Here is an 11,907-nt window from a genome sequence, read left to right on the forward strand (position 1 = left end):
GCACAAGGACGGCGTGCTGTGGACGCCGCACCGCCCTGCCCGCCCCGAAAAATCCGAAGGCGGCATCGCCATCAAGATGGTGTCGGAGTTCGAGCCGGCCGGCGACCAGCCGACCGCGATCAAGGATCTGGTCGAAGGCGTCGATAACCACGACCGCACCCAGGTGCTGCTCGGCGTCACCGGCTCAGGAAAAACCTTCACCATGGCCAAGGTGATCGAGGAGACGCAGCGCCCTGCCTTGATCCTGGCGCCGAACAAGACGCTTGCCGCGCAGCTCTATTCCGAGTTCAAGAAATTCTTCCCGGAAAACGCCGTTGAGTATTTCGTCTCCTACTACGATTATTACCAGCCGGAAGCCTACGTCCCGCGCACCGACACTTTCATCGAGAAGGAATCCTCGATCAACGAGCAGATCGACCGCATGCGCCACTCGGCGACGCGTTCGCTGCTTGAGCGCGACGACGTCATCATCGTCGCCTCGGTGTCCTGCATCTACGGTATCGGCTCGGTCGAAACCTATACGGCGATGACCTTCCAGATGCAGATCGGCGACCGGCTCGACCAGCGCGCGCTGCTCGCCGATCTCGTCGCCCAGCAGTACAAGCGGCAGGACATCAACTTTGTCCGCGGCTCGTTCCGCGTGCGCGGCGACACCATCGAAATCTTCCCGGCCCACCTGGAAGACCGCGCCTGGCGCATCTCGATGTTCGGCGACGAGATCGAGCAGATCACCGAATTCGACCCGCTGACCGGCCAGAAGACCGGCGAGCTGAAAAGCGTCAAGATCTACGCCAATTCGCACTATGTGACGCCGCGCCCGACGCTGAACCAGGCGATCAAGTCGATCAAGGAAGAGCTCAAGCACCGGCTGGTCGAACTCGAACGCGCCGGCCGCCTGCTTGAGGCACAGCGGCTGGAACAGCGCTGCCGCTTCGACCTCGAAATGCTGGAAGCCACCGGCTCGTGCGCCGGCATCGAGAACTATTCGCGCTATCTCACCGGCCGCCAGCCGGGCGATCCGCCGCCGACGCTGTTTGAGTACATCCCCGACAACGCACTGGTCTTCATCGACGAAAGCCATGTCACCGTGCCGCAGATCGGCGGCATGTATCGCGGCGACTTTCGCCGCAAGGCGACGCTGGCCGAATACGGCTTCCGTCTGCCGTCCTGCATGGACAACCGGCCGCTGCGCTTCGAGGAGTGGGATGCCATGCGTCCGCTTTCGGTCGCGGTCTCGGCGACCCCTGGCGCCTGGGAGATGGAACAGGCCGGCGGCGTCTTCGCCGAGCAGGTCATCCGTCCGACCGGCCTGATCGATCCGCCGGTCGAGGTCCGCCCGGCCAAGAGCCAGGTCGACGATGTCGTCGGCGAGATTCGCGATACCACCAAGGCCGGCTACCGCACCTTGGTCACCGTGCTGACCAAGCGCATGGCCGAGGATTTGACCGAGTATCTGCATGAGCAGGGCATCCGCGTCCGCTACATGCACTCCGACATCGATACGCTGGAGCGCATCGAGATCCTGCGCGATCTGCGCCTCGGCGCCTTCGACGTGCTGGTCGGGATCAATCTTCTGCGCGAAGGCCTCGACATTCCCGAATGCGGCTTCGTCGCCATTCTCGACGCCGACAAGGAAGGTTTCCTGCGATCGGAAACCTCGCTGATCCAGACCATCGGGCGCGCCGCCAGAAACGTCGACGGCAAGGTCATCCTCTATGCCGACCAGGTGACCGGCTCGATGGAACGGGCGATGGCCGAAACCAACCGTCGCCGCGAAAAGCAGATGGAGTGGAACGCGGCCAACGGCATCACACCGGAATCGGTCAAGTCGCGCATCTCCGACATTCTCGATTCGGTCTACGAGAAGGACCACGTCCGCGCCGATATCTCGCAGTTCACCGACGGTGCCGGCGCCATGATGGGCAACAACCTCAAGGCCCATCTCGACGCGATGGAAAAGCAGATGCGCGATGCCGCGGCCAATCTCGACTTCGAGAAGGCGGCCCGCATCCGCGACGAAATCAAGCGCCTGCGTGAGATGGAACTGTCCATCTCCGAAGACCCGCTGGCCAAATACGCCGACATGGAAAGCCCGGCCTCCGGCCGCGAAAAGGGCAAGCACAACAAGGGCGTGGCCAAACATCGTACAGCAGAGGAACAGGAGCGTTTTCGCAAGCTCGACGCAGCGCGTGCCGCCGAAGAGGCAGCCAAGGCTGCCCGGCCCAACCTCTTCCGCAAGCCTGATCTCGACGAGATGGGCGCCGATGGCACTGTGCCGGTGAAAAAGCCGCTGTTTTCGAAACCCTCGATCGACGACATGGGTCCAGGTACCGACATGCCGACGCCGGCCGGCGCGGTGTCGCGCTCGCTGTTCAAGAAACAGTCGGCATCCGAGGCACATGGTTCCGATTTCGGCATTCCCGGGGACGCCACAAAGCCGCTGTTCAAGAAGAACTCGCTGGACGAGATGACGGTGCGGCGGACGGAAAAACCGATCGAAGGAAAAGTGCCGGCCAAGCCGCAGCCAATCTCCCCCCTCGTGGGGGACGAATCCGCCAAGCCAGTTGTTCGCCAGCGAACAGGCATTGGCTCCTACGAAGACCCCGCCGACGCCCGTCGGGAAAAGCGCCGGCCGGGTAAGACGGGTAGGCCGGGAAAGTAGCGCCTTCCCCTTCTCCCAGAAGGGGAAGGGAAGCGCTCCGCCGCCGCCGCATTCCGCCGACCCACTTGCCACCAGCCCCGCCTTTGGTGTAATCGCTCCGCATACTCAACGTCTTGTCTCGAAAGGAGGGCTCACGTGTTTACGTTTCATCGTCACCATCGTCAGCGTGGCCCGATTTCTGCCCTGCGAGCTTGCTTGCAGGGCTGACCAGGGACGGTCCGGGTTTTTCCCGCTTCGATTTTTTGGTCTGCCCTTCGTGGTGCGTAATGCCGAGCCTGATGGCCGGAAAGCGCACCGTCAAAGTGGACCGGAGTAGTCTCCGGCAAGACCAGAGAAATCAAATGGCCCTGATCAGCCTCAAATCCCTCGGCGTCACCATGAGTGCGCCGCTGTTTGCCAATCTCGACCTCACCATCGGCACCGGCGACCGGCTCGGCATTGTCGCCGCCAATGGCCGCGGCAAGTCGACTTTGCTGAAATGCCTGACCGGCGGGATGGAGCCGACCTCCGGTGACATCACCCGCACGCGCGGCCTGCGCGTCGGTCATGTCGAACAGTCGGTTGCCCCGGTCCTTCGCACCCGTACGTTCCGGCAGGTGGTGGCGGATGCCTTGCCGTCCGAGCAGGCCGAAAGCGAGATGTGGCGTGTCGACGTGGTTCTGGATTCACTCGACGTGCCCGAGCCGATGCGCGAGCGGCCAATGCAGGCGCTGAGTGGCGGCTGGCAGAGGCTTGCGCTAATCGCACGCGTCTGGGTCACCGATCCGGACGTGCTGTTGCTCGACGAGCCGACCAACCATCTCGACCTTGTCCGCATCAGCCAGCTCGAAACCTGGCTGAACACGCTGCCGCGCGAGGTGCCCGTCGTCATCGCCAGCCACGACCGCGCCTTCCTCGACGCCACCACCAACCGGACCCTATTCCTGCGCCCGGAACAGTCGCCGGTGTTTGCCCTGCCCTACTCCCGCGCCAGGCAGGCGCTCGACGAGGTCGATGCTTCGACCGAGCGCAAGTTCCAGCGCGACATGAAGGTGGCGCAGCAATTGCGCCGGCAGGCGGCCAAGCTCAACAACATCGGCATCAATTCGGGCAGCGACCTTTTGACGGTGAAGACCAAGCAGCTCAACCTGCGGGCCGAAAAACTGGAAGAAGCGGCCGCACCGGCGCACCGCGAAAAGTCGGCGGGTGCCATAAAACTGGCCAATCGCGGCACCCACGCCAAGGTGCTGATCACGCTCGACGACGCGGCTGTGGAAACACCCGACGGCACCCCGCTGTTTCGAACCGGCAAGCGCCATATCTGCCAGGGCGACCGCATCGTGCTGCTCGGCCGCAACGGCGTCGGCAAGTCGCGCTTCGTCACCCTGATCCGCAATGCCATTGTCGAACCGGACACGGTGCCGAATGTGAAGGTGACGCCGTCGACGGTGCTAGGCTACAGCGACCAGGCGCTGTCGGGCATCAGCGGCGACGACACGCCGCTGATGCTGGTCTCGCGCCGCTACGATGTCGGCGAGCAGCGTGCCCGCTCGCTGCTGGCAGGCGCCGGCGTGGTCATCGAGATGCAGGAGAAAAAGATCGGTGCGCTGTCCGGCGGCCAGAAGGCGCGGCTGATGATGCTGGCGCTGAGGCTCGCCAATCCCAACTTCTATCTGCTGGACGAGCCGACCAACCATCTCGACATCGACGGCCAGGAAGCCCTGGAAGCGGAACTGCTGGCACATCAGGCAAGCTGTGTGCTCGCCTCGCACGACCGCTCCTTCATCCGCGCCATCGGCAACCGCTTCTGGCTGATCGAGAAACGGCGGCTGACCGAAGTCGAAGACCCAGAGGATTTCTTCCGCTCGGTGGCGGAGGGCGCTGGCTAATCGGTGAACAAAACTGCCGATGAAGTTCCGGCCTGTCGAGCGCAGGCCGGAGTTTCGTATCATGTTACGAGACGTCTTCTTGACTTCCGAAGCGTATCATGCCATGGTACGCCACTCGGGTCGGCAAGGTGATAAGCTCCTCCAAAGACAAGACCAGCGAAGCCGTTTCGAACGGCAAGGCTCCGAAGGGCTTCCCATCGGACCTTTGTCCGCTCAGCCCAGCGGAAGCTGTTCATGATCGACAACGCCGCCGAACTGTCGAATCTGAAGACGCCTCCCGGCAACAGGCTTGAGCCGCTGAAAGGTAACCGTGCGGGCCAGCATTCGATCCGCATCAACGATCAATTCCGCCTCTGCTTTAGGTGGGTGGAAGGGCAAGCGGAGGATGTTGAAATCACCGACTATCATTGAAGAGGGTTCAAAATGCTGAACATCAACCCACCTATCCATCCCGGAGAAATTCTCCGTGAGGAATATCTCGTGCCGCTCAATCTGAAGCCTTACACGCTGGCCAAAAAGCTGCATGTGCCCCGCACACGCATCGAGCGCCTGGCCAGCGAGACGACACCGGTAACGCCCGACACCGCTTTGCGCCTTGCGAAGTTCTTCGGAACCACGCCGCAGTTCTGGATGAATATGCAGGCGAGCTACGACCTCGCCGTAGAGGGAGAGGCGAAGAAGGCCGATCTTGAAACAATCGAACGTCTACAAACCGCGGCCTGAAGTAATCGCGTTAGCAACAACCCGCTTCAAGCAGGCTACGGAGCTAGCGATAAAAAAATCTCGACGATCTGTCGGATAGCCTCAGCCCGCCGCGTCCTTGGGATGCCGACACGATGATGCCGGCCCAACCCAGGAGAATTATCATGTCGGTTCTTTCGTCCATCGGTCGCATCGCAACCCGGTATGCGGCAGCGCGCGCTCGTCACCGCAGCGAACGCGTCCTGCGTTCACTGCCTGCCTCGCTGCGCAAGGATATCGGGTTTCCGGACGTCTTCGATGCGCAAAACGGCCGCCGCCCCTGACCTCGCGGGGCGCCAGTCAGTCATGCGTATCGCCCGAAAGCGGCGTCGCCTTCATCGATACGCGTTTTTCGAAAGCCTCGAACCAGCGCGTCAGCAGTGCCCGTGAGCGAAAAGGCGGAAGGTGACGGAACGCCATCCAGGACAGCGCGGTGGCCAAGGCAATGTGGCCGATATGGAGCGGCGCCTCGTCGTCCAGCGTGCTCTCGATCCAGTCGTAGCTCGCCTCGATCTTTTCCCGGTATCCGTCGGCGAGAGCACCATAGCGCAACTTTTCGGGTCTCCTTTCCGTCTCCCAGCGCAAGGCTATACCCGTCTGCGCCAGGCCCTGGGCGACCGCCTGCAACCGCAATGCCTGCCAGCGCGCCTCGCCGTCCTGCGGCAGCAGCTTGCGACCGTCATGCAGCGTGTCGAGATAGGCGCAGATGACATCGGAATCGAAGATCGGCGACGCGTCGGGCCGCAACAGCACCGGCACTTTGCCGAGCGGGTTTTCGGCGTAGACGCGGGCATTGCGCAAGGTCGGACTGGTCTCGTGATGAATGACCTCCAGCCGATCGGCAATGCCAACCTCGTGGGCGAAGACGAGCGCCTTGCGCGCGAAGGGTGAGTGGGTCTGATAGTAGAGGATCATTGTCGTCCCAGGATTTGAAGAGGCGTTCGCCTGATCCATCTGTTCTAGCCTGCGAGCCGAGAGAATTGCGCTCTGATTGGGCGCGGTCGACGCAAGTTCGTTTCACGCCTCTCGTCCAACTGCGGCTGCGTGGACTGTCCAGGGCCGGTCGGCCAAAAAAATCTGCCGGCCATGTAGGAACGCCGGCACCTCATCCGTCCTTTGGCTCGCAAGGCCAAACGCAAAGAGGAACAACAGATGACCGATCAGACCCCCGTTCAGCCCGCGGCCAAAGTGCTCGGCGGATTGACCCCCTATCTGCAGCTGGATGGCGCCTTCAAGGCTGCCGAATTCTACAAGAAGGCCTTTGGTGCCGAGCAGGTCTTTGCCTATCCGGCGGACGAAAAAGGCCGCACCATGCACATCCACCTCCACATCAACGGCTCGACGCTGATGCTCTCCGACTTCTATCCCGAAAACGGCATGCCTGCCGTCAAGCCGCAAGGTTACACCATGCAGCTTCACCTCGGCAGCGACGACATCGAAGCCTGGTGGAAGCGCGCCGTCGATGCCGGCTGCGAAGTCGCCGTGCCGCTCCAGATCATGTTCTGGGGTGACCAGTGGGGCAATATGCGCGACCCGTTCGGCGTCGAATGGGCGATGAATGCGCCGGTCAAGAAAGCCTGATTTATCGCCAATGGCGAAGTCCCTCACCGGCTGGCGTCGGTGAGGGATTGTGAACTTCCAGGAGGAGACCCACAATGTCCTATGTCGATGGCTTCGTGCTTGCCGTGCCCAAGGCAAATCTCGATAACTACAAGAGGCTGGCCAACCTCGCAGGCCCTATATGGATGGAACACGGCGCGCTCGCCTATGTCGAATGCATCGGCGACGACGTGCCCTATGGCGAGGTCACTTCGTTCCCGCGCGCCGTGCAGGCCAAGGACGACGAGATCGTCGTCTTCGCCTGGGCCGTCTATGAGTCGCGGGAGAGCCGCGATGCCGTCATGGCCAAAGTGATGGCAGATCCGCGCCTGAAGGCCGATTGGGCGGACATGCCGTTCGACGGGAAGCGCATGATCTTCGGTGGCTTCAAGCCATTCATAGAGCTTTGAGCAGCCGGTAGCAGATTGGCAGAAGCCCCTCAGCTTCGTCATCCTAGGACGAAGCAGGAGCGAAGCTCCGTCGCGAAGGCCTTAGGATGACGACGCGGGTGCTTAGGCCAATCTCTAAGGCCACGATCAGCTAGAGAGCGTTGCGCTAATCCAGCCTGTCCAGAAGCGGCTTCAGCCGGTCACCATAGCGCTTCCATAGATCGACCGACCCCTGATACATCGGCTGGCGCACCTGTGCGGCTGAAGCCGTGCGCACCGGTCGGTCGGTCTCGTGGAACGATAGTGCCGCGTCGTCCCAGGGCAGGCCGAGATGGGCGATCAATGCCCGCGTCTGGCCTTCCTGGTCGGCGACAAAATCCTCGTAGCGTACATCGTGCACGACGCCTGGCAGCACCGTGTGCCAATGCTTCATGATGTCGGTGTAGAGATTGTGGAAGTCGGCGAGCTCGCCGAGATCGTAGCCATAGCGATGGCTGTCGCCGCGGAAATGCACCTTGTAGATCGACAGGCAGGTGGCCGCCGCATCGCGCGCGCAGTGGATGATCCTGGCCTTCGGCATCATCATGTGGATGAAGCCGACAAGCAGGAAGTTGCCCGGCATTTTGTCGGTGACGTGGCGCATGTTCGGATAGCGGGCATGGAGCATGTCGAGATAGGCTTGGCCTGCCTCGGCAAAATCCGAATCGCCCGTATCCGATACGCCCCATGGGAAGCCACCCGGCATGGTCGCCGGGAACTGCCTGCCGACCGCCTTCTTCAATATGCTGAGCTCGCCTGCGCCATAGACCTGCGGATGGCTGGCGATGATCTGCTCGACCAGCGTCGTGCCCGAACGCGGCATGCCGACAATGAAGATCGGCGTGTCGTCGCTGATTGAGCTGGGCCTGTGCTTCTCGAAGAAGCCGGCATCGAAGGTGGCCTTCATCGCCTCGAACTCGGCCCGCGTCCTGGCCTGGTCGTAGTCGATGCCTTTGCGGCGGATCGCATTGCCCTCGGCGAAATAGTCGAAGGCCCGGCCATAATCCCTGAGATCGTCATTCGCCTTGCCGAGTCCGAAGGACAGTTGCATGCGCGCCAGGCTGTCCTGCGGCGCCTTGGCATGCTGGGCTTCCATGCCCCCAAGCTCGCTGTCGCGCTCCTTCTGGCGCTTGACCTGCGTCAGCATCAGCCAGGCTGTGGCCATGGCGGGGTTGATCGCCAACGCCTGCCGGAACAGGTCGGCCGCCTCGTCGAGCTTGCCCTTTTCCATCAACCCGACGCCGAGCCCGTGCAGCAGGTCGGCATCCTTGGGTCGGATCGCCAGCGCTTCGCGGAAGGCAGCCAGCGCCTCATCCAGCCGCCCGGCTTCCTGCAGGGTTTCGGCAAGCCCGATGCGGGCGCGCACATGAAATGGGTTGCGTGCAACCGTGCCGCGATAAATCTCTTCGGCCTCTTCGAACTGGCCGACCTGTTTCAGCGATGAGCCGAGATTGTCGCGCGCCGCGAGTTGGTCCGGCCGCAGATCCACTGCGCCGCGGAAGAAATCGATGGCCGCAGCAGGGCGGCCGAGGTCGCGCATCACCGTACCGAAATTGTTGAGGAAATCGGGATTCGTCGGCTGCAGGCTCACCGACCGTTCGATGAGATCCAGCCCTTCTTCGCTGCGCCCGGTCTGGTGAAGCAGCAGTCCCAGGAAATGCGCCGCGGCCGCGTGCTTGGGCTGACGCGCCAGCACCTGCCGGTAGATCGTCTCAGCCTCTTGCCGGCGCCCGGCCTGATGCAGTTGCAACGCCTGCTGCACATACTGGTCGAGGCCCAGCGGCGGCTGTCCGCCTGCGCCAGACCTGGCTCCCGCACCCGCCGCTCGTCTTTGATCTCTGTTGATGGGAAACCTACCGTGTTTTATCCGCCTGTGGCGATCTAGGCCATCGGCGCCGCAGGTTCAAGGCTTCGCTTGCTGTCTCGTCCTTTCGTCGGTGCGGAAAGATCAAATCAGCACACCGCGATCCGGCCCCAGCAAATCTGGCTCGAGGCCACGGAGCGCGCGTTCATCGATATCAACTCGGCCCGCTCAACGCTCGTTCGTGCCCGCGAACTTGGCCACGCAGTGGCAATCGACGACTTCGGCACCGGCTACTCCAGCCTGTCCTATCTCGAGGGGCTGCCGCTCGATGCGCTCCTAATCGACAAATCGTTCATCGATACGATCAGCACGAATTCCGCCACCAATTCCGTCACCGCGCATATCATCGACATGGCCAAGACACTAAAGCTGAAGATCGTTGCCGAAGGCGGGGAAACGCAGGCGCTGGCCGACCACCTCGCGGCACGCGACGTCGACTACGGCCAGGGCCGGCTGTTTGCCAGACCCATGCCCGCGTCCGAGTTCATCGCCGACTGTGTTCATCGCCGACTGTCGCCAGGTGAGCCGACGGCTTGATGCTTGTCGTCCTCAACGAGGCGCAGCGTTCTCAGCACGGCCCGTCGCCAACGACGCGATAGTCCGCGGCACGGGCTTCGCAGGAATTGGGGAAGGTGCGCATCTCGCCATGCCGGCGCGCGCACACCGGCGCATATTCGCGGGTGCAGAACGTCTGCTCTTCACCACCGCCGCCGCCGCCACCGCCGCCACCGTCGCGGCACGGACCGTCGCGCACGATGCGGTAGCCGGCCCGGTCGGCAAGACAGGCATTGGCGAAGGTCTGGCGATCGCCGCCGCGCCGCGCACAGACCGGCTCGTACTGCTTGCTGCAATATTGCGGTTCCGGCCGGGGCGGACGCGGACGCGGCCCTGGTCCGTCATCGACGACGACGGTGCAGGCGGCAAGAAGTGCCGACAGCAACAGGATGACAAAACCCTGCCGCGAAAAGATTGCCGCCAGATATTTCATGATGATCTCCCACGATCGCGTCCCCGGTTGCCGATCCTCGCCATTCCCTTGCCAAATGCAACCCCCGTTTGCAGCCCTTTCAGTCGGAAACGCGCTGGGGCTGTAGGCGGCGTCGACCTCCTCGGCCACCTCGACATCTGGCCCATTCGTGGCCCGGTTCTGGCCGATGACCCGGCCGGCAAGCAAGCCTATGCCGAGCCCATCGATGCTCAGGTCAGTCGATTGATGCGTCGGGACGCGCCAGTACGGCGGCCCGCGGCGGTATCTTGCAACCATCACGTTTCCGTGCGATAAATTCCGTGTTCGGGCATTTGCGACCCGGAGAGCGGAACGTTTTGGACGACCTTTCCCCGATACTGTGAATCTCTGACGGCCCCGTTTTCGGCGGGGGGTTTGACCATGCGCCAATGCATGACTGCCGAAGCAACCACCGGGAACTGCCCTTTGCGCCAGGCGGCGGGCGGGACCACCAAAGACTGAACGGGTGAAGGAGTTTCCCCAATGGCCCAGACCGGCACCGTTAAATTCTTCAACGCGACCAAAGGCTTCGGTTTCATCACGCCCGATGGTGGCGCCAAGGATGTGTTCGTCCATATCTCCGCGATCGAAGCTTCCGGCTTGCGCACGCTCGTTGATGGCCAGAAGGTCACCTTCGACGTCGAGCCGGACCGCATGGGCAAGGGCCCCAAGGCCGTCAACCTCCGCGCAGCCTGAGCCATCGGCGCGCCGCATGTCACTTAGACGTGCGACGGAGGCTCCATGCCTGCACCTGGCCTGGAGAGGGATCTGAATTTTGAAAGGCGCGGCGATCTTCGTCGCGCCTTTTCCTTATCGAAGGCGCGGGCCAGTGATGTCGCCCAAGCGGCCGGGTTCTGGGCAACGACTTGCATAAAAACAAAGACCCGAAGCATGCCGCAACGTGCTTTAGACGCCCGCAAAACTTTCTCTTGCCGATGACGCTAAAATAAAGGACAAATTTCCACTCGGGCATTTGCCGGCCCGAGACTGGAGTTTATGGGACAAAGGAGCTTCCCATGCCGCAGACCGGCACCGTCAAATTCTTCAATCATGCCAAGGGCTTCGGCTTCATCACGCCCGATGATGGCGCGAAGGATGTTTTCGTCCATATTTCAGCTGTGCAGGCGTCCGGTCTTCCCGGCCTCGAGGATGGGCAGAAAGTGTCGTTCGATACCGAGCCGGATAAGCGCGGCAAGGGTCCCAAGGCCGTCAACCTGTCGGTCGGCTGAGCCGGCTTCGAACCGGCGCTCCCGGGCAGATCGCTCCCTTGAGAGCCTGTGATTTTTGACGTCCGTTTTGAATAAACACGTTAAAATCCGTTCAGCCCCCGTTCAGCCACGGTCGCATATTAGTCTTCGGTAAAGCCGGACCGCATCCCCGAAACTGCACGGGCCGGAACGAAGGAGACCGACATGAACCGAATTTTCAAAACCGCCGTCCTGGCCGCTGCCGTGGCCGCCACCACGCTCACGGCCTTGCCCGCCGCCAATGCGCGCGACTGGCGCCGTCATCATGGCCATCATGGCAATGGCGATGCCATTGCCGCCGGCGTGCTCGGCCGCGCGGCCGGGGCGCTGATCGGTGGCGCATTGGCCAATGACCGCCCGCCGCCCGACGCTGACCGCTACTACGATGACGGTTACTACGATCGTGACGTCGTGGTGCGCCCGGCCCCGGTCCGCCGCTATTATGCGGAGCCGCGGGTGGTCTACGCCAATCGTTATGCCGAACCGTGGACG

Annotated in this window: 12 protein-coding genes and 2 pseudogenes; 11 read left to right on the forward strand and 3 right to left on the reverse strand. The window is 62.5% G+C overall.

The features are described 5' to 3' along the window. The 5 genes and pseudogenes from uvrB to EN879_RS09850 all read left to right on the forward strand — a co-directional run. Nucleotides 1-2,662: excinuclease ABC subunit UvrB (gene uvrB / locus EN879_RS09830; RefSeq protein WP_281034588.1), on the forward strand; the 2,662-nt coding region annotated here is incomplete at its 5' end. A gap of 341 nt (nucleotides 2,663-3,003) precedes the next feature. After that, on the forward strand, nucleotides 3,004-4,530 hold the full coding sequence (locus tag EN879_RS09835; RefSeq protein ID WP_063168833.1) for an ABC-F family ATP-binding cassette domain-containing protein: 1,527 nt from the start codon (nucleotides 3,004-3,006) through the stop codon (nucleotides 4,528-4,530). 128 nt (nucleotides 4,531-4,658) lie between these two features. Then, nucleotides 4,659-4,941 (forward strand): annotated as a pseudogene (locus EN879_RS09840) (type II toxin-antitoxin system RelE/ParE family toxin). Nucleotides 4,942-4,953: 12 nt separating this feature from the next. Continuing rightward, entirely contained in the window at nucleotides 4,954-5,253 is a 300-nt protein-coding gene (locus EN879_RS09845; protein ID WP_027039367.1) for a HigA family addiction module antitoxin, read from the forward strand. A 143-nt stretch (nucleotides 5,254-5,396) separates the two neighbouring features. Further along, nucleotides 5,397-5,555 (forward strand): hypothetical protein, encoded by a 159-nt coding sequence (locus EN879_RS09850; RefSeq protein WP_013530026.1) that lies wholly within the window; start codon nucleotides 5,397-5,399, stop codon nucleotides 5,553-5,555. A gap of 16 nt (nucleotides 5,556-5,571) precedes the next feature. Here EN879_RS09850 and EN879_RS09855 read toward each other — a convergent pair whose 3' ends face one another. Continuing rightward, on the reverse strand, nucleotides 5,572-6,186 hold the full coding sequence (locus tag EN879_RS09855; protein ID WP_063168834.1) for a glutathione S-transferase: 615 nt from the start codon (nucleotides 6,184-6,186) through the stop codon (nucleotides 5,572-5,574). A 237-nt stretch (nucleotides 6,187-6,423) separates the two neighbouring features. On the opposite strand from EN879_RS09855, the gene EN879_RS09860 reads away from it, so the two are divergent. Together EN879_RS09860 and EN879_RS09865 are read left to right on the forward strand one after the other, a co-directional pair. Continuing rightward, on the forward strand, nucleotides 6,424-6,852 hold the full coding sequence (locus EN879_RS09860) for a glyoxalase/bleomycin resistance/extradiol dioxygenase family protein (protein ID WP_013530024.1): 429 nt from the start codon (nucleotides 6,424-6,426) through the stop codon (nucleotides 6,850-6,852). A gap of 74 nt (nucleotides 6,853-6,926) precedes the next feature. Next, on the forward strand, nucleotides 6,927-7,280 hold the full coding sequence (locus EN879_RS09865; RefSeq protein WP_063168835.1) for a DUF1428 family protein: 354 nt from the start codon (nucleotides 6,927-6,929) through the stop codon (nucleotides 7,278-7,280). 145 nt (nucleotides 7,281-7,425) lie between these two features. On the opposite strand, the gene EN879_RS09870 is transcribed toward EN879_RS09865, so the two are convergent. Beyond that, nucleotides 7,426-9,048, reverse strand: a complete 1,623-nt coding sequence (locus EN879_RS09870; RefSeq protein ID WP_244514230.1) for a sulfotransferase — start codon at nucleotides 9,046-9,048, stop codon at nucleotides 7,426-7,428. Nucleotides 9,049-9,243: 195 nt separating this feature from the next. Between EN879_RS09870 and EN879_RS09875 the strand changes: the two are divergent. Then, nucleotides 9,244-9,699 (forward strand): annotated as a pseudogene (locus tag EN879_RS09875) (EAL domain-containing protein); the annotation flags it as partial. A 31-nt stretch (nucleotides 9,700-9,730) separates the two neighbouring features. Here the strand turns inward: EN879_RS09875 and EN879_RS09880 are convergent. Then, nucleotides 9,731-10,150, reverse strand: a complete 420-nt coding sequence (locus EN879_RS09880) for a Kazal-type serine protease inhibitor domain-containing protein (RefSeq protein WP_013530021.1) — start codon at nucleotides 10,148-10,150, stop codon at nucleotides 9,731-9,733. Nucleotides 10,151-10,651: 501 nt separating this feature from the next. Here EN879_RS09880 and EN879_RS09885 point away from each other — a divergent pair. From EN879_RS09885 to EN879_RS09895, 3 genes are all read left to right on the forward strand, one after another. Then, a complete protein-coding gene (locus EN879_RS09885; RefSeq protein ID WP_006202520.1) occupies nucleotides 10,652-10,864 on the forward strand; it encodes a cold-shock protein in 213 nt (70 codons plus the stop codon). 320 nt (nucleotides 10,865-11,184) lie between these two features. Beyond that, nucleotides 11,185-11,397, forward strand: a complete 213-nt coding sequence (locus EN879_RS09890; RefSeq protein ID WP_013530020.1) for a cold-shock protein — start codon at nucleotides 11,185-11,187, stop codon at nucleotides 11,395-11,397. Nucleotides 11,398-11,580: 183 nt separating this feature from the next. Continuing rightward, nucleotides 11,581-11,907 (forward strand): BA14K family protein (locus tag EN879_RS09895; protein WP_127274031.1); only part of this gene is annotated, 327 nt, incomplete at its 3' end.

It is taken from the genome of Mesorhizobium sp. M7A.F.Ca.AU.002.02.1.1 (assembly GCF_003998535.1).
In the GTDB taxonomy this organism is placed as follows: domain Bacteria; phylum Pseudomonadota; class Alphaproteobacteria; order Rhizobiales; family Rhizobiaceae; genus Mesorhizobium; species Mesorhizobium ciceri.

Excerpts from the sequence above, each read along its gene's own strand:
- EN879_RS09835 (WP_063168833.1), top strand. The coding sequence starts at position 3,004 with ATGGCCCTGATCAGCCTCAAATCCCTCGGCGTCACCATGAGTGCGCCG.
- EN879_RS09845 (WP_027039367.1), top strand. The coding sequence starts at position 4,954 with ATGCTGAACATCAACCCACCTATCCATCCCGGAGAAATTCTCCGTGAG.
- EN879_RS09850 (WP_013530026.1), top strand. The coding sequence starts at position 5,397 with ATGTCGGTTCTTTCGTCCATCGGTCGCATCGCAACCCGGTATGCGGCA.
- EN879_RS09855 (WP_063168834.1), bottom strand. The coding sequence starts at position 6,186 with ATGATCCTCTACTATCAGACCCACTCACCCTTCGCGCGCAAGGCGCTC.
- EN879_RS09860 (WP_013530024.1), top strand. The coding sequence starts at position 6,424 with ATGACCGATCAGACCCCCGTTCAGCCCGCGGCCAAAGTGCTCGGCGGA.
- EN879_RS09865 (WP_063168835.1), top strand. The coding sequence starts at position 6,927 with ATGTCCTATGTCGATGGCTTCGTGCTTGCCGTGCCCAAGGCAAATCTC.
- EN879_RS09880 (WP_013530021.1), bottom strand. The coding sequence starts at position 10,150 with ATGAAATATCTGGCGGCAATCTTTTCGCGGCAGGGTTTTGTCATCCTG.
- EN879_RS09885 (WP_006202520.1), top strand. The coding sequence starts at position 10,652 with ATGGCCCAGACCGGCACCGTTAAATTCTTCAACGCGACCAAAGGCTTC.
- EN879_RS09890 (WP_013530020.1), top strand. The coding sequence starts at position 11,185 with ATGCCGCAGACCGGCACCGTCAAATTCTTCAATCATGCCAAGGGCTTC.